This is a genomic window from Micromonospora sp. HNM0581, assembly GCF_012726175.1.
GTDB lineage: Bacteria > Actinomycetota > Actinomycetes > Mycobacteriales > Micromonosporaceae > Micromonospora.
This window is the reverse complement of sequence record NZ_JAASAD010000010.1, coordinates 101730-117213: the sequence shown is the minus strand read 5'-3', so window position 1 is coordinate 117213 and position 15484 is coordinate 101730. Positions and strand designations below refer to the sequence as shown.

Annotated in this window: 15 protein-coding genes and 3 tRNA genes; 4 read left to right on the top strand and 14 right to left on the bottom strand. The window is 69.7% G+C overall.

Annotated elements, in window-relative coordinates; translation table 11 throughout:
* Positions 1-12 precede the first annotated feature (12 nt).
* The 4 genes from HCA58_RS14395 to HCA58_RS14380 all read right to left on the bottom strand — a co-directional run bounded on the left by HCA58_RS14395 (position 13) and on the right by HCA58_RS14380 (position 1417).
* Positions 13-88, bottom strand: a tRNA-Glu gene (locus HCA58_RS14395).
* 145 nt (positions 89-233) lie between these two features.
* Positions 234-306, bottom strand: a tRNA-Glu gene (locus tag HCA58_RS14390).
* Between the two features lie 139 nt (positions 307-445).
* Positions 446-517 (bottom strand) — tRNA-Gln (locus HCA58_RS14385).
* 96 nt (positions 518-613) lie between these two features.
* Positions 614-1417, bottom strand: a complete 804-nt coding sequence (locus tag HCA58_RS14380; protein WP_169598329.1) for a fumarylacetoacetate hydrolase family protein — start codon at positions 1415-1417, stop codon at positions 614-616.
* Positions 1418-1549: 132 nt separating this feature from the next.
* On the opposite strand from HCA58_RS14380, the gene HCA58_RS14375 reads away from it, so the two are divergent.
* Both HCA58_RS14375 and HCA58_RS14370 read left to right on the top strand, forming a co-directional pair.
* Positions 1550-2812 carry a hypothetical protein gene (locus tag HCA58_RS14375; protein WP_169598328.1) on the top strand — a complete coding sequence of 421 codons (1263 nt, stop codon included), beginning with the start codon at positions 1550-1552 and terminating at the stop codon, positions 2810-2812.
* 32 nt (positions 2813-2844) lie between these two features.
* On the top strand, positions 2845-3795 hold the full coding sequence (locus HCA58_RS14370) for a 3-methyladenine DNA glycosylase (RefSeq protein WP_346775989.1): 951 nt from the start codon (positions 2845-2847) through the stop codon (positions 3793-3795).
* Positions 3796-3809: 14 nt separating this feature from the next.
* On the opposite strand, the gene arfB is transcribed toward HCA58_RS14370, so the two are convergent.
* The 8 genes from arfB to cimA form a co-directional block, all read right to left on the bottom strand.
* Positions 3810-4235 carry an alternative ribosome rescue aminoacyl-tRNA hydrolase ArfB gene (gene arfB, locus HCA58_RS14365; RefSeq protein WP_169598327.1) on the bottom strand — a complete coding sequence of 142 codons (426 nt, stop codon included), beginning with the start codon at positions 4233-4235 and terminating at the stop codon, positions 3810-3812.
* Between the two features lie 77 nt (positions 4236-4312).
* Positions 4313-4609, bottom strand: coding sequence for a hypothetical protein (locus HCA58_RS14360; protein ID WP_169598326.1), 297 nt, complete (start codon positions 4607-4609; stop codon positions 4313-4315).
* Between the two features lie 108 nt (positions 4610-4717).
* Positions 4718-5581, bottom strand: a complete 864-nt coding sequence (locus HCA58_RS14355) for a trypsin-like peptidase domain-containing protein (RefSeq protein ID WP_169598325.1) — start codon at positions 5579-5581, stop codon at positions 4718-4720.
* A gap of 59 nt (positions 5582-5640) precedes the next feature.
* Positions 5641-6600, bottom strand: a complete 960-nt coding sequence (locus HCA58_RS14350) for a VWA domain-containing protein (RefSeq protein ID WP_169598324.1) — start codon at positions 6598-6600, stop codon at positions 5641-5643.
* Positions 6597-7586 carry a DUF58 domain-containing protein gene (locus tag HCA58_RS14345; protein ID WP_346775993.1) on the bottom strand — a complete coding sequence of 330 codons (990 nt, stop codon included), beginning with the start codon at positions 7584-7586 and terminating at the stop codon, positions 6597-6599. Before HCA58_RS14345 ends, HCA58_RS14350 begins: the two co-directional genes overlap by 4 nt.
* 26 nt (positions 7587-7612) lie before the next feature.
* Entirely contained in the window at positions 7613-8662 is a 1050-nt protein-coding gene (locus HCA58_RS14340; protein ID WP_169598322.1) for a MoxR family ATPase, read from the bottom strand.
* A gap of 213 nt (positions 8663-8875) precedes the next feature.
* Complete coding sequence (locus tag HCA58_RS14335) at positions 8876-9373, bottom strand: hypothetical protein (RefSeq protein WP_169598321.1); 498 nt, start codon at positions 9371-9373, stop codon at positions 8876-8878.
* Between the two features lie 460 nt (positions 9374-9833).
* A complete protein-coding gene (gene cimA / locus HCA58_RS14330) occupies positions 9834-11417 on the bottom strand; it encodes a citramalate synthase (RefSeq protein ID WP_169598320.1) in 1584 nt (527 codons plus the stop codon).
* Between the two features lie 309 nt (positions 11418-11726).
* Between cimA and HCA58_RS14325 the strand changes: the two genes are divergently transcribed.
* A complete protein-coding gene (locus tag HCA58_RS14325; protein WP_205808634.1) occupies positions 11727-12191 on the top strand; it encodes a PRC-barrel domain-containing protein in 465 nt (154 codons plus the stop codon).
* Between the two features lie 63 nt (positions 12192-12254).
* Positions 12255-12995 (top strand): tyrosine-protein phosphatase, encoded by a 741-nt coding sequence (locus HCA58_RS14320; RefSeq protein WP_169598319.1) that lies wholly within the window; start codon positions 12255-12257, stop codon positions 12993-12995.
* A 21-nt stretch (positions 12996-13016) separates the two neighbouring features.
* Here HCA58_RS14320 and HCA58_RS14315 read toward each other — a convergent pair whose 3' ends face one another.
* A complete protein-coding gene (locus HCA58_RS14315; RefSeq protein ID WP_169598318.1) occupies positions 13017-14117 on the bottom strand; it encodes a branched-chain amino acid aminotransferase in 1101 nt (366 codons plus the stop codon).
* Between the two features lie 199 nt (positions 14118-14316).
* Positions 14317-15348, bottom strand: a complete 1032-nt coding sequence (locus HCA58_RS14310) for a 3-isopropylmalate dehydrogenase (RefSeq protein ID WP_169598317.1) — start codon at positions 15346-15348, stop codon at positions 14317-14319.
* Positions 15349-15484: the final 136 nt, after the last annotated feature.

The following is a 15484-nucleotide window of genomic DNA, read 5'->3' as shown; positions in this document are numbered from 1 at the left end:
GCACGAGATCGGTGGTAGCCCCGACCGGATTCGAACCGGCGCTACCGCCTTGAGAGGGCGGCGTCCTGGGCCGCTAGACGACGGGGCCAGAAACTTTCCTGATTCACCTGCCCTGGGGGCGGTGCGGCAGTAGTCTAGCTGCGCCGTCCCGGCCCGCTCACGCAGGGGGCGACGCAAGCAGGGCACAAGGAAAACGGCCCGCCCGCAGTAGCGGGACGAGCCGTCAACACCTGTAGCCCCGACCGGATTCGAACCGGCGCTACCGCCTTGAGAGGGCGGCGTCCTGGGCCGCTAGACGACGGGGCCAGAACACATCGCGGCACCACCCTTCCGGGCGGTGCCGCCGAACTCTACCAGACTTCGCTTCCGGAGCCCCTCGCGGTGCATCCGTGCCGAACTCCACCAGAATCCAGCGACCTCGATTCCCTGCGGAATCTCGGCTGCGCTGGGGTACCAGGACTCGAACCTAGACTAACTGAACCAGAATCAGTCGGGCTGCCAATTACCCCATACCCCATTGGCCCCTTGCGGCGCCAGGAACAAACTCTACCCTCCCGGCACCGACAGGCCAAATCGACTTCCCCAGAGCACTCCTGAGCTGCCGAAACGGCGATCAGGCCGCCGACACCACCGGGTTCGTCAGTTCACCGATACCCTCGATCCGGACGCTCACCGTATCCCCGTCCATGAGCGGGCTAACCCCTGCCGGCGTTCCGGTCAACACCACGTCACCGGGTAGCAGCGTCATCACGTGTGAGACGTACGACACCAGCGCCGCAGCGTCGAAGACCATGTCGCCGGTACGGCCCAGTTGCCGTACCTCCATCTCGTCCGGGTTACGACCGACCTCGCACCGGATCTCCAGATCGGTGACGTCCAGACCGGTGGTGATCCACGGCCCGATCGGGCAGAAGGAGTCGAATCCCTTGGCCCGGGTCCACTGGCTGTCGGACCGCTGGAGGTCACGGGCGGTGACGTCGTTGGCGCAGGTGTAGCCGAAGATGGCCCGCTCGGCTGTGGCACGGTCCGCCCGGCGGGCACCCGGGGCACCGATCACCACCGCCAGCTCGGCCTCGTGCTCGATCTGCTTGCTGAACTCCGGCAGTCGGATCGCGTCCCGGGGACCGATCACCGAGGTCGAGGGCTTCAGGAACAACAGCGGCTCCTTCGGCACCTCCGCGCCGTGCTCGGCGGCGTGTTCGGCGTAGTTACGGCCGACACAGACCACCTTGCTCGGCAGGATCGGCGAGAGCAGCCGAACGTCGGACAACGCCCAGCGAACCCCGCTGAACGTGATCTGGCCGAACGGATGGCCGGAGATCTCGGCGATGGTGAGCCCCTGCGGACCCGCCTCCGGTTCTCCCTCGACGACACCGAACGACATTCCCTTGGCATGAGCGAAACGAGCGATACGCACCAGGCCAATGTAGTGCCGTGAGGGTACGGCCGCGCAGCTTACCCGCGCAGCTCGCGGTCGGGGTCCAAATCACCGCTTCGTACCCGCCCGACGCGCGCCCGGCCCTAGCGTCGGTCGCGGAGGTTCGTTCGTATGCCTGCATCGACACGACACCACAGGACCCTCGCGGCGATCGTGCACTGCGTCGGACTGCTGACCGCCCTTCCGGTGCTGCCGACAGCCACCGTCTCGCACATCCCGGCGGCCACCGCCCCGGATCCCAGCATGCCGGCGGCGCCGCCCGCGGTACCGACGCCGACCCGGGTGGTCTCGCCGGCCGCCAGACCTGCGGTGAGCGTCCGGGTCGCGCCGGAGCCGAGCACCGCACCTGGATACCGGATCGATGTCCGCAACGACGGCGACAAACCCGTGCAGACCACCGTTCGTCAGGAAATGCCCCAGGGCGTCTCGACAGTCACGGTCAGCGGTGGAGGTCAGGTGGTACGGAACGGCGGATCGGCGGCCACCGAGGTGACCTGGACACTGAAGCTGCCGCCGCAGAGCACCACCACGCTGGGCACCACGCTCACCACCACCGCAGCAGCACCGGTGACGGCACCGACGTGCGCCTTCGCCAGCGACGGCCGGCAACTCTTCGACTGCGCCACCGCCACCTGGACGGCACCCGGGACGGCGACCACGCAGTCACCGGAACGCGCAGGCTGGCGACGCCAGGCGCCTGCGCTGCTGGCCGCCGCAGCCGCCCTGCTGGTGCTGGGCTCGGTGGGACTGGCCACCTGGCGACACCGCCGACGGCCGGTGGCGGCGGCACTTGCCTCGGACGGGCCGGGCACGATCTACCCACGCCCGGCCACTCCCCGGCCCCCGGCCCGGCGTCGCACGCCACCGGTGTGGATCGTGGTGCCGGTGGCCGCGATCGTGCTGGCCGGCACGGTTGGTGCCGCCGCGTGGTCAGCCACCCGCCGCGTCACCACCATCGACACGGACAGCCAACCGACAAGCGGCGCCTGGAAGGGCACCGGAGTCAGCGGGGCCCTCGGAATGCCGCTACGGGAGGACGCATTCGAGTTCACCGTCTACCGGATGACCTGCGAACCGGGACGGGGGGCACGGCAGTGTCAGGTGACGGTCGGGGTCCGCAACGTCACCCCCGACCATCAGAGCTGGCACGGCAAACTGCAACGGGCCTACCTGGCGGACGGCAATTGGGTCACCACCGACGAGTCGGCCACCCGCCAGGCTAACCAGGGTCGCGACGTCTTCGCCGACCCGATGGCCGCCGGGAGCCGTGTGGTGCTGCCGCTGGTCTTCACGATCACGGGGCGGGAGGCACCGCAGCGGCTGGAACTGCGCAGCGGCGTCTTCTCGGCCGGCGTCCGGGTCGACGTGACCTGAGGCGGGCCGGACGCCGGCCGTACCCTTGGACGGTGACCGCCGTCCCCGCCCCCACCTCGCCCACCACCGTCGATGGTGCCGACGAGCGGCGGGTAACCAGCCTCCCCGCGGCTGTCTGGTGGCAGCTGCTGGCGGATCACGAACGGCGGGCCGACTCGCTCACCGCCGGGCACCGGGCCCGCCGAGCCGCCGGGGAGCGCCACGCCATCGAGGACTTCCTGTACGACTACTACGGCACCCGCCCCTCGATACTGCGCCGGTGGCACCCGGGCGTCGGTGTCCACCTGGCGGCCGGCGAGGACGGTCCGGCACCGCAGCACCGCTGGCGCTGGTACACGGTGGACGCGGACGGCACGGTACGCCTCGACGTCGACGGACTCCGCAACGACCGGGGTGACTCGGTGCGCTTCATCCGCCGGCTGCTCACCGCGATCGCCTCCCGACCCGCCTTCACCGGCTGCTTCGGCCTGCACGAGTGGGCGATGGTGTACCGACAGCGTGAGCACCGGCATCCGCTTCCGCTGCGACTCGGTCAGCGGGGCACCGACGCGGTGGTCGAGTCACACCAGATCCGCTGCACCCACTTCGACGCGTACCGGTTCTTCACCCCCGAGGCGGTCGGCCTCAACCATGTCCGACCGACCCGGGACAGTCAGGTCGACCTGGACCAGCCGGGCTGCCTACACGCCGCCATGGACTGCCACAAGTGGGCCACCAAGCTGGGTCCCGCCGTCCCCGGCGACCTGGCGCTCGACTGTTTCGAGCTGGCCGGCGACATCCGGCTACTCGACATGCGAGCCTCGCCGTACGACTTCTCCTCGTACGGTCAACCTGCGGTGGCCGTCGAGACGCCGGAGGGCAAGGCCGAGTACGTGGCGCGGCAACGTGAGTTCGCGCAGCGGGCCGGCCGGTTACGGGCCCGGCTGATCGAGGTCTGTTCGACGTTGCTCGACCCGACCGGACCGCCCCCGACCGGGTCGTGAGCGGCTGACGTGGACTATTCGCCGTCCACCCGACGGTCGCGCTTGCGCTGACCCCGACGCTTCTTCTCCGCGAGTCGCCGCTCCTTGGCCGCCCGTGACGGGCGGGTCGGACGGCGCGGCGGCGGTGGCGGAGCGACCGCCGCCCGCAGCACCGACACCAGACGTTCCCGGGCGGCTTCCCGGTTGGCCAGTTGCGCCCGGTGCTCGCTGGCGGCGATCGTCAGGACGCCGTCGACCAGCCGCCCGGCCAGCCGGTCCAACGCGCGGGTACGCAGCGGCTCCGGGATGCTCGGCGAACCGACCAGATCGAAGCTCAGCTCGACCCGGGAGTCGGCGGTGTTGACGCCCTGCCCGCCCGGTCCGGATGACCGGGAGAAGCGTTCCCGCAGCTCGGCCGGGGCAACCACCCACCTGTCGGTCACCCGTAGTCCGTCGTCCACACTCTGAGGCTAGCGCGGGTCCCGGAGCCCGCTCGTGTCGACGTCGGGAGCACACCAAGCGGCTCGGCAGCCGGTAGTCAACGGGCGGGTCGCTCGTCGGCGCTGCTGCTCGGCGTCGGCACCGCTGGTGCCGGATCGTCGCCGCCACCGGCGGCGGCGTACGCGACCGCGCCGATCAGGAGGAGCGCGATGACGCCGACCTTCGTGGTGACGACTTTGATCAGTACCCAGGCAGCGCGACGCGCTCCGGGCACGGTCTTCCTCGCCGCCTGGTAGTCGTTCCAGCCACGCCGGGCGCGTGCGTACGACGACCCGACGCCACTTCCGATGATGAGGCCCACCAGCAGGAGGGCCGCGATGAGAGGACGCTCCACCCACGCCAGTATTCATACCGAGCGTGATAGTTCCATTCTCCGATCATTGAGCGCCCGAATCCGACACAAACCACGACCTTTCCGTAATCTGCCAGTAGCCCTCGGTGACTATCCGCCCTTACCGATGATCGTGTCGGCGGTCTGCTGCACCTGCTCTATCGGGATCGCGAACCCGATTCCGATGGAGCCGTTACCGTCGATGGTCGCGATCGCGGTGTTCACCCCGATCACCTCACCCCGAGCGTTGACCAGAGGCCCGCCCGAGTTCCCGGGATTGATGGAGGCGTCGGTCTGCACCGCACGGTGCCGGTTGTCACCGAGGCGCACCTGACGGTCCAGTGCGCTGACGATACCCGCGGTGACCGTGCCGGGCAGCCCCAGCGGCGACCCGACGGCCAGCACCGGCTCCCCCACCCGGGTCGCACGCGGCTCGGCCAACGGCAACGACGTCAGGTTGGCCGACGACGGCACCTTGAGCACCGCAAGGTCACTGCCCGGTTCCCGGCCGACCACCTGCGCCGTGAACCGCCGGCCGTCCGGCAGCTCGACGGTCACCGGGCCACCGCGCCCCTTGGCGATGATGTGATCGTTGGTGATGATGTGCTGCTCGGAATCGACCGCGAAGCCAGAACCACTCGCCGCACCGCCCGCAGCCCCACCCACAAGCACCGACACCACGCCGGGCACGGTCTTCTCGGCGGCCGTCACCAGTTCAGCCGGCACCGGTGCTGCGGACGCCGCAGCCGGGCCCGGGAGACCGTCGCGACCCGCCACCCAACCGCCGGCCAACGCCCCCGAGCCGCCGGAGACCGCCACCATCGCCAGCCCGACCAGCAACCGGCGGCGCCAACCGCCCAGCAACCGGTCCCGCGCCTGCGACGCCGAGCCCGCCCCACCCCGGCTGTCCGGGTCGAGATCGGGCGAGACGAACCAGGGCCCGCGCGGCTCACCCAGGCCGGTCTGCACTGCCATACGTACGCTCCTCACGTGTGTCACCCGGTGACCGCTGTCACGGATCGGCCGGTCGCCTTTCAGGGCAGGCGGGAGAACCAGCGCATCGAGCCGACCGCCGCGCCCATCGCGAACACCAGCCCGACTCCGATGAACCGGGACGAGACGTCCTGCCGCACCATGCGCCAACCCACCGAGCTGCCGATGTCGTCGTAGACGGCCCGCAGTTCGGCGCTCGTGCCGGCCTCGTGGAAACCACCCCCGGTCTCCTCGGCGACGGCCCGCAGCGTCTCCCCGTCCACCGGCACCTGGATCGGTCGCCCGCCCCGATCGACGAAGCCACTCGGCGTACCGAACGAGATGCTGTGCACCGGCACGTCGAGGGCCACCGCATCGGCGACGGCCTCCATCGGATCCATCCCCGAGGTGTTCGCCCCGTCGGAGAGCAGGATGATCCGGGCCGGCGGCGGCTCGGTCGCGGCCCTGTCGTCGAGTGCCCTCACCGCGCCCAGCGAGGTGCTTATCGCCTCGCCGATCGCGGTGCCCTGCACCCCCGTCGCGCCCTCGGCCAACCGCTCGATCCCGTCGTGCAGCGCCTCCCGGTCGGTCCCCGGTGGTACCAGCACCGCAGCACTGCCGGCGAACGCGACGAGTCCCACGTTGAACTCGCGGGGCAGTCCGTCGGCGAACCGCCGGGCGGCGCTCTTGGCCGCGCTGAGCCGGTCCGGGGCGACGTCACCGGCGAGCATCGACGTGGAGACGTCCACCGCCACCATCACCGTGGCACGTTCCCGGGGCACCCGGACCTCGGCGGTGGGACGAGCGAAACCGACCACCAGCAGGGCGAGCATGGCCAGGAAGAGGCCAGCCGGCAAGTGTCGCCGCCAGGTCGGGCGCCGGGGCGCCACGCGGTCGAGCAGCCGCAGATTGGTGAAGCGCACCGCGTACCGGCTGCGGCGCCGCTGCGCCACCAGGTACGTCACCGTCAGAGCGAGCACGCCGAGCAACAGCCACAGCCGGACAGGCGACTGCCAGATCATGCCGTACCTCCCCGATGGGACGGGGCCGCGGCGGCGGCCAGCCGGCGTTGCGCATGTACGTGCCGGACGATGTCGACGGTCCAGTCCCGGTCGGTACGTAACGCCAGATGCGTCACGCCGGCCCGACGCAGCGCCTGCCGCACCTGTGTTCGTTGGGCGGCAGCCGCCGCCGCGTACCGCTCCCGCAGTCGGCGGTCGCCAGTCCACACCTCGCGGCGCTCGCCGGTCTCCGGGTCGACCAGGGTGATCAGTCCGACGTCCGGCAGTTCCAGCTCGCGAGGGTCGCTCACCTCGATTGCGAGCACCTGGTGACGCACCGTGAGCTGCCGCAGGTGCCGTTCCCAGGCGGCTGGTAGCCGTGCGTCGTCGGGTAGGCCGTCGAGGAAGTCGGAGACCACCACCACCAACCCGCGACGGTGGGCGACCCGACGTACCTCGGCCAGCGCGTCGCCCAGCCCGGTGGTGGGTGAGGTCCGGGGCCCGTCGTCCGGGATCTCGCCAGCCCGGGGCGCGGCCAGTAACGCGCGCAGCAGTCCGAACAGGTGGGCGCGTCCGGCGCGGGCCGGCACCCGACGCAGCCCGTACGACGTGAGCACCTGGGCGCCGAGCCGGTTACCGGGCCCGGCGGTGAGAAAACCGACGGTGGCGACCGCGGCGACCGCGAGTTCTCGCTTGTCCAACTCGGCGGTGCCGTACTCCATGCTGGGGCTGGCGTCGACGAGCAGCCAGGTGGTCAGCTCCCGGTCGGCGTCCACTTCCCGCACGTGGGGCACCGTGGTGCGGGCCGTCACCGACCAGTCCATCCGGCGCACCTCGTCCTCACCCGGTCGGTATTCGCGGCTGCCCGCCGGTTCGCTACCGGGGCCGGGCAGCAGACCGAGACGTTCGCCGTGCAGCAGGCCGTCGAGACGCCGGGTCACGGTGAGTTCCAGCCGCCGCAACCGCTGATCGGGGGTGAGGTCGGTGAGTACCGGGTCCGCCGCCACCGTTGGTGTGGCATCGCGGCGGCCCATCAGGCGGCTGCCAGATGTGTCGCGTACTCCGGTCTGGCGGTGGTGACCTGGGGCAGCGGGACCGCCTCGACCAGCCGGCGGACGACCCACTCGGCGTTGACCCCGTCGGCGACCGCGTCGAAGGAGAGCACCAGCCGGTGGGCCAGTACGTCCACCGTGAGTTCCCGGACATCGTCGGGCAGGACGAAGCCCCGCCCCCGGAGCAAGGCCTGGGCGCGGGCGGCCGAGACCAGGCCGAGGGTGGCGCGGGGGCTGGCGCCGTACGCGAGCAGCCCGGCCATCTCCGACAGCCCGAACCGACCCGGATCACGGGTGGCGTGGATGAGCCGCACCACGTACTCGGCGATGGCGTGGTGGACGAACACCTGCCTGGCCTGCCGCTGGAACTCCCGCAGCCGATCCGGGTCGAGCACCCGGTGGGCCCGGGGACGGTCGGCGCTCATCCGGTAGAGGATGGTCAGTTCGTCGGCAATATCCGGGTAGCCGACGACGATCCTCATCAGGAAGCGGTCCCGCTGCGCTTCCGGCAGTTGGTAGACCCCCTCCGACTCGATGGGGTTCTGGGTGGCCAGCACCAGGAAGGGTTCCGGCACCGGATGGCTCCGCCCGCCGATCGACACCTGACGCTCGGCCATCGCCTCCAGCAACGCCGACTGCACCTTGGCCGGTGCACGGTTGATTTCGTCCGCCAGCACCAGGTTCGCCATCACCGGGCCCAGCTCGACGTCGAAGCTCTCCTTCGAGGCGCGGTAGATCCGGGTGCCGGCGATGTCGGAGGGAACGAGGTCGGGGGTGAACTGAATGCGGGAGAAGCTGCCGCCGACCACCGTCGCGAGGGTCTGCGCGGCAAGGGTCTTGGCTACGCCCGGTACGCCCTCCAGCAGGCAGTGTCCGTCGGCGAGCAGTGCGACCAGGAGACGTTCGACGAGCCGATCCTGCCCGACGATCACGCGTTTGACCTCGAAGAGCGTCTGGCCCAGATCCGCAGCGGTCGCGTCCGGATCGGCCGGGCTGGGCAGGCTGGCCATGGTGTCCGAGATGTCCGTCACGCTGCTTGCTTCCCGAGCGGGGCGGCGGACAAACGTCGGAATATCCGGCGCTCGGCGACCCAGACCGCCCGAACAACACCGCTACCGGACACCTGGAGGCACGGGCCCTTGCTGACGCCTCCGATGGCGAAGGGGACCTTCCCGACACTTGTGCGCCGGTCGGACACGTCACCGGGCTCCGTCCTGCGACGGAGCCCGGTGACAGTGGACGGTTCAGCGGTGCACGAGCAGGTGGAAGGGCAGGTCGGCGGCGACACCGGCAGAGTTGCGGGTCTGGATGAAAACGGCGTTCGGAGTGAGCAGTCGGGGGGCGACCGCAACCTCTCCGGCCGGCGGGATGCAGCACGAGTCCGGCCGGCCGATCGTCGCCACGTAGACACCTGTGGTGACATTGCTGCCGAACTGCACCTCGTACTGCCCGACGCCGTACTTGATGACGACGCCGGCACCGCGAGCCTTGGTGCCGTTGGCGTTGACCACCGTGGCGTAGAAGCCGCCGGCGGCCTGAACACCCACCGACTCGCCCTCGGCGAGGGTGGCCTTCGCGCTGTTCAGTGCGGCCGTGGTGACGGCAGGCTGCTGGGCACTGCGGGCAGCGGGCTGTCCAGACTCAGCGGTCGGCTTCGCCACGGCGATTCCGCCGCCGGCCAGCGCCAGCGCCAACGCCGCGATCGCCACCGCGGCCGTCTTACGTCGGAAAAACCTGGTCATGACGCGTCTCCCTTTTCTCGGCGTGGAGATACGGCCGGCCCGTTGCACACGGGGCGGTTGTTGCCTTTTCAAGTCGAGCGACAACGAACGGTCGGCGCCTACAGCTCCGCCCGACAAAATCCCCGAAGGCGCATTGTTTCGCCGACATTCGCGCGCCCTGAACTGGGGATTCTCGCCAGAACGCAGCCTCCTGAGCAGCTGAAACCTAGCACCGGAAAATACCGCCGGTCAATAGTGGCAATACCGTCGGCGAGTTGTCCGATCGACGTCAGAAATCACGAAAGGCAAAGCCGGGAAGAACTCACGAGACGCTTTTCATAAATCGTTTCCGATTCTCCCCACGCCAATGGTGACGGACGCGTGCACGAACGGCAGGCACACCGGATACGGTCACGGACACTGACGCGTAGTCTGCTGATCCGTGTCCGGTCACGGTCGGATTCTCAGCTGGCCCGCCCGCTCACACCCGCGCCCGGTCGACGCCATAGGTCAGCGCGTCGACCAACGCGTGCCAACTCGCCTCGACCACGTTGGGGTGTACGCCGACAGTTGTCCAGCCTCCGCCCCGCCCATCAGCCGTCTCGACGAGCACCCTGGTCACCGCACCGGTGCCGTGGCTGCCCTCCAGGATCCGCACCTTGTAGTCGGCCAGCTCGAAGTCCCGCAGCTCCGGGTAGTGCCGTCCGAGGCCGACACGTAGCGCCTCGTCCAGGGCGTTCACCGGCCCGTTGCCCTCAGCCGTGGCGATCACCCGTTCCCCGCGTACCCGGATCTTGACGGTTGCTTCGGAAACTACCGAGCCGTCCTCGCGGTGCTCGACGAGCACCCGGTACGACTCCAGCGCGAACGGCCGCACCGGAGCGGCGTTCGTCAGCTCGGAGCGGACCAGCAGCTCGAACGAGGCGTCGGCGGCTTCGAACGACCACCCGCCGGCCTCCAGCTCCTTCACCCGGTTGGTGACCCGGGACAACGTCTCCGGGTGACCGGTAAGGTCCAGTCCCAGCTCGCGGCTCTTCAGCTCGATGCTGGCCCGGCCGGCCATCTCGGTCACCAGGATCCGCATGTCGTTACCGACAAGCTCCGGCTCCACGTGGTTGTAGAGCAACGGATCCACTTTGATCGCACTCGCGTGCAGCCCCGCCTTGTGGGCGAAGGCCGCAGCCCCGGCGTACGCCTGGTGGGTGTCGGGGGCGATGTTGGCGATCTCGGCGATGGCATGGGAGACCCGCACCATCTGCTCCAGGCAGCCCTCCGGTAGGACCGGCATTCCGAGCTTGAGCTGAAGGTTCGCGACGACCGCGAAGAGGTCGGCGTTGCCGGGGCGTTCGCCGTACCCGTTGGCGGTGCCCTGCACGTGCCGGATTCCGGCCTCGACGGCGGCGATGGTGTTGGCCACCGCGCACGCGGTGTCGTTCTGGGCGTGCATGCCGAGCAGTTCCGGCGCGACACCGATCCGATCGGTGAGATCGACGATGGCGGCGGTCACCTGCGATGGCAGCATTCCGCCGTTGGTGTCGCAGAGAACGAACCGCTCGGCGCCCGCCGAGAGGGCGGTCTCCACCACCGACGCGGTGTACGCCGGGTCGTGCCGGTAGCCGTCGAACGTGTGCTCGCCGTCGACAAAGACCCGACGCCCTTCGGCAACGAGATGGGTCACCGTGTCGTGGATCATCGCCAGGTTCTCCTTGGCGGTGGTCCGCAATGCCCGCTCGACGTGGCGCAGGTCCGCCTTCGCCACCAGGGCGATCGCCGGAGTCTGTGCGTCGAGCAGTCCGCGCACCTGCGGGTCGTCGGCTGCCACCGTGCCGGCCCGACGGGTAGCTCCGAAGGCGACGAGCACCGCGTGCCTGAGGTCGAGTTCGCGGTGGGCCCGGCGGAAGAACTCGGTGTCCTTGGGAACCGCGCCCGGCCAGCCGCCCTCGATGAAGCCGACGCCGAACTCGTCGAGCAGCCGGGCCACCGCGAGCTTGTCGACCACCGAGTAGCTGAGCCCCTCGCGCTGGGCGCCGTCGCGCAGCGTGGTGTCGTATACCTGGAACGTCATCATGATCCCTTCGTTCGGCACCGGCCGGCGCAACAAAAAGACCCCCCGCGGATGCGGGAGGTCTGCGCGCTCGGCGAGGGGAAGCCGGCGCGCTAGTTGCCAATAATGCGGGCGGTGCTGGTCACGACCGGAACTCTGCCACTTCCGGGTCGTTCGTGGGAGGAAGAATCCATACTTCGGGACGGCAGGTGGCTCGTGAGTCGGGTGGTTCGGCTGGTGTAGCGCGCTCGTCAAGGGGTAGGAGTCTCCGGGACAACGTCACACGTTCCGCCAAGACGGCCCATCACGGGCCAGGGCAGGAGACCTCCCATGGACAGGATCGTCCCGAACACCACGAACACCACGCCGGACCCGCAGCTGCGCGCCGTCGACCAGAGCGTCGTCGCCGGCGGGACCCCTGCCGGCGCCTTCGACCCCTGGAGCTACCGGAACGAAGCCGGGGTGGCCGGCGCGAACCTGGTCGGTTACAAGGTGGAGGCAAGCGACGGCTCGATCGGCAAGATCGACAGTGACAGCACCGAGGTCAACGCCAGCTACCTGGTGGTGGACACTGGACCGTGGATCTTCGGCAAGAAGGTGATGCTCCCGGCCGGAACGGTTAACCACGTCGACCACGAGGAACAGAAGGTCTTCGTCGACCGCACCAAGGACCAGATCAAGGCAGCCCCGGAGTACGACGAGACGGCCACCGACCCGGCCTACCGGGACAAGCTCGGCGGCTACTACGACGACACCTACTCCGCCGTCCCGCCCGGTGGTGGTGGACTCCGGTAGGTGACGCCCCGGAACGGTAGACGGTCGGTCGGCATCAGCCCACCGACCGTCTACCGTGTCCAAATGGACTCCATCGAGGTCAACCGCAGAATCCCGTTCACCACCACCTTCAACTTCCGCGACGTTGGTGGCTACCGCACCCGGGACGACCGCACCGTGCGTACCGGCCGGCTCTACCGCTCGGACTCCCTGCACCGGCTCGACGACGACGATCGGGACACGTTCGCGGCACTCGGCGTGCGGACCGTCATCGACCTGCGTCGCCCGCACGAGGTCGAGCGCGACGGCCGGGTGCCCGACTTCGACGGGCTGACCTACCGGCACATCCACCCCGACCACGCCGAGTGGGGTGATCAGCCCTACCGACCCGGCGACGACCTCGCCCGCTACCTCGCCGACCGGTACGCCGACCTGGCCCGCACCGGCACCGCCGGGCTGGCCGAGGCGATCGGCCTGATCGCGGATGACGCGAATGCACCGGTGGTGGTGCACTGCGTCGCAGGCAAGGATCGCACCGGCATCGTCTGCGGGCTGACGCTGGCCGTCCTCGGAGTGCAGGACAGCGAGATCGCGGCGGACTACGCGTTGAGCACTGAGGCGTCGCAGCGGTTCGGCGCCTGGCTCTCCACCACCTTCCCGGACGTGTCCGAGATTCCGGCTCCGTTCCTGTCCTCGCCGGCCGAGACGATGCTGCTCTTCCTCGCCGAGATCCGCGCGGGTCACGGCTCCGTCGACGACTACCTGCGCCATGCAGGTGTCACCGAAGCGCAGCTCACCGCCCTGCGAACCCACCTGCTGGAGTAACGCGAACGAGCGCGACGAAAGTCAGAACACTCGGTGCACCCAGTTGTGCGGATCCTGCGCCTTACCCCGCTGGAGATCCACGAGTTGTTGCCGAAGCGCCATGGTGAAGGTGCCCGGCTCTCCGCCGGCAACGGTGAACTCCCCGCCCGGGAAACGCACCTGCCCGATCGGTGTGATGACCGCCGCGGTACCGCAGGCGAAGACCTCACGCAGTCGGCCACTCAGGGCGTCCGCATGCCAGTCGTCGAAGGTCACCGGCCGTTCCTCTACCCGGTGCCCGGCCGCCGAGGCCAGGGAGAGCACCGACTCGCGGGTGATGCCGGGCAGGATGGTGCCGGTCAGCGGTGGAGTGACAATCGACCCGTCGTCGTAGACGAAGAAGACGTTCATGCCGCCCAACTCGTCGACGTGACGACGCTCCACGGCGTCGAGGAAGACCACCTGGTCGCAGCCGTGTTCCAAGGCCTCGGCCTGGGCGGCGAGCGAGGCCGCGTAGTTGCCGCCGCACTTGGCCGCACCGGTGCCGCCGGGGGCGGCCCGGGTGTAGTCGGGCGAGATCCACACCGTCACCGGCCTGACCCCACCAGGGAAGTACGCCCCGACGGGTGAGGCGATGACCGCGTAGAGGTACTCGTTGGCGGGGCGGACGCCGAGGAAGACCTCGCTGGCGAACATGAACGGCCGCAGATAGAGGCTACCGCCGTCGTCTCCGTCGGGAATCCACTCCCGGTCGATCTCGATCAGCCGGTGCAGCGATTCCACGAAGGTCTGTTCCGGCAACGTCGGCATGGCCATCCGGACGGCGGAGGTGTTGAACCGGGTCGCGTTCGCGTACGGGCGGAACATCGTCACTCCACCGTCAGCCGCCCGGTACGCCTTCATGCCCTCGAAAATCTCCTGCGCGTAGTGCAGTACCGCGCTGGCCGGGTCCATGGGGATCGGGGCGCGCTTCTCGACCCGGGCGTCGTACCAGCCCTTGCCGTCGGCGTAGCGGATGGTGACCATGTGGTCGGTGAACACTCGGCCGAATCCGGGGTTCGCCAGCAGCGCGGCACGGTCGGTGGCCGGTACCGGTGCGGGGTTCGGACGGATCTCGAAGTCGATCTTGTCACCACCGCTCATCGCGCTGACCTCCCTGTGGACGACGGCATGCGCCGACCGCACACCGAAAACCTGGTTATGCCAGAAACCTACCCCGAACGCTCGTTCAGCGGATAGGTCCACCTGTGGACAAGTGGCACATCACCGAACTACCGCCCGGTGCCGACCACTCACCTGGCCGACCCGACGGAGCGTCGGCGGCCGGTGGGACACGATCGGTTCAGCCGGCGGCCTGCGCCGCGATCCGGTCGCCCACCTCGGCGGTGCGTACGGCCACATCAGGGCCACGGGCGGCCAGTTCCGTGCTGACCGCGGCGGTGATCCGGGCGGCGGCGTCAGGATGCCCGAGCTGGTCGAGAAGCAGCGCCGCCGAGAGCACCGCGGCCACCGGGTCGGCGACGCCTCGACCGGCGATGTCCGGGGCGGAGCCGTGCACCGGCTCGAACATCGACGGGTACGTCCCGCCGGGGTTGATGCAACCGCTGGCGGCCAGCCCGATGCCGCCGGTCACCGCGGCGGCGATGTCGGTGAGGATGTCTCCGAAGAGGTTGTCGGTGACCACCACGTCGTACCGCTGCGGCTGGGTGACCAGGAACATCGCGGCGGCGTCGACGTGCTGATACTCGGTGGCGATGTCCGGGTGCTCGGCGGCGACCGCCTCGAAGGTGCGCGACCACAGCGAGCCGGCGTGGGTGAGCACGTTCGTCTTGTGCACCAGGGTCACCTTGCGCCGTTCGCGCCGGGCGGCGCGGGCGAAGGCGTCCCGGACGACCCGTTCGACACCGTGCCGGGTGTTCAGGCTCTCCTCGGTAGCGACCTCGGCCGGGGTACCTCGGTGCAGCGAGCCACCGGCACCGGCGTAGAGGCCCTCGGTGCCCTCCCGTACGACCAGCAGGTCGACCTCACCCGGCTTCACCGCCGCGAGCGGGCTGGCCACTCCCGGCCAGAGCCGCGACGGGCGCAGGTTGACGTACTGGTCGAAGGCGAAGCGCAGCTTGAGCAGCAGACCGCGTTCCAGCACGCCGGGCGGCACCGTCGGGTCACCGACCGCCCCGAGCAGGATCGCGTCGTGGCCGGCCAACTCGTCGAGCACCGAGTCGGGCAGCACCTCACCGGTGCGGTGATACCGTGCCGCACCGAGGTCGTACTCGGTGACTTCGACTCCGGGCAGTACCGCGTCGACGACCTTGCGGGCCTCCGCGACCACCTCGGGGCCGATTCCGTCCCCGGCCACCACCGCGATCCGTGCCACGTTGTCAGCTCCTTCACTCGAATGGCTCGACGGTACGCCGCCGTCCCGCCCCCCGGTACAGGAGTTCCATCTTTCGGGATATCGGTTACGTACAGCAGCTTCCCAGGCGGCATTCATGACTCGGCCATCTCCGCTG

What these genes read in the sequence shown, in the direction of transcription:
- HCA58_RS14320 (WP_169598319.1), top strand. Translation starts at nt 12,255, where the DNA reads ATGGACTCCATCGAGGTCAACCGCAGAATCCCGTTCACCACCACCTTC.
- cimA (WP_169598320.1), bottom strand. Translation starts at nt 11,417, where the DNA reads ATGACGTTCCAGGTATACGACACCACGCTGCGCGACGGCGCCCAGCGC.
- HCA58_RS14325 (WP_205808634.1), top strand. Translation starts at nt 11,727, where the DNA reads ATGGACAGGATCGTCCCGAACACCACGAACACCACGCCGGACCCGCAG.
- HCA58_RS14375 (WP_169598328.1), top strand. Translation starts at nt 1,550, where the DNA reads ATGCCTGCATCGACACGACACCACAGGACCCTCGCGGCGATCGTGCAC.
- HCA58_RS14355 (WP_169598325.1), bottom strand. Translation starts at nt 5,581, where the DNA reads ATGGCAGTGCAGACCGGCCTGGGTGAGCCGCGCGGGCCCTGGTTCGTC.
- HCA58_RS14315 (WP_169598318.1), bottom strand. Translation starts at nt 14,117, where the DNA reads ATGAGCGGTGGTGACAAGATCGACTTCGAGATCCGTCCGAACCCCGCA.
- HCA58_RS14335 (WP_169598321.1), bottom strand. Translation starts at nt 9,373, where the DNA reads ATGACCAGGTTTTTCCGACGTAAGACGGCCGCGGTGGCGATCGCGGCG.
- HCA58_RS14350 (WP_169598324.1), bottom strand. Translation starts at nt 6,600, where the DNA reads ATGATCTGGCAGTCGCCTGTCCGGCTGTGGCTGTTGCTCGGCGTGCTC.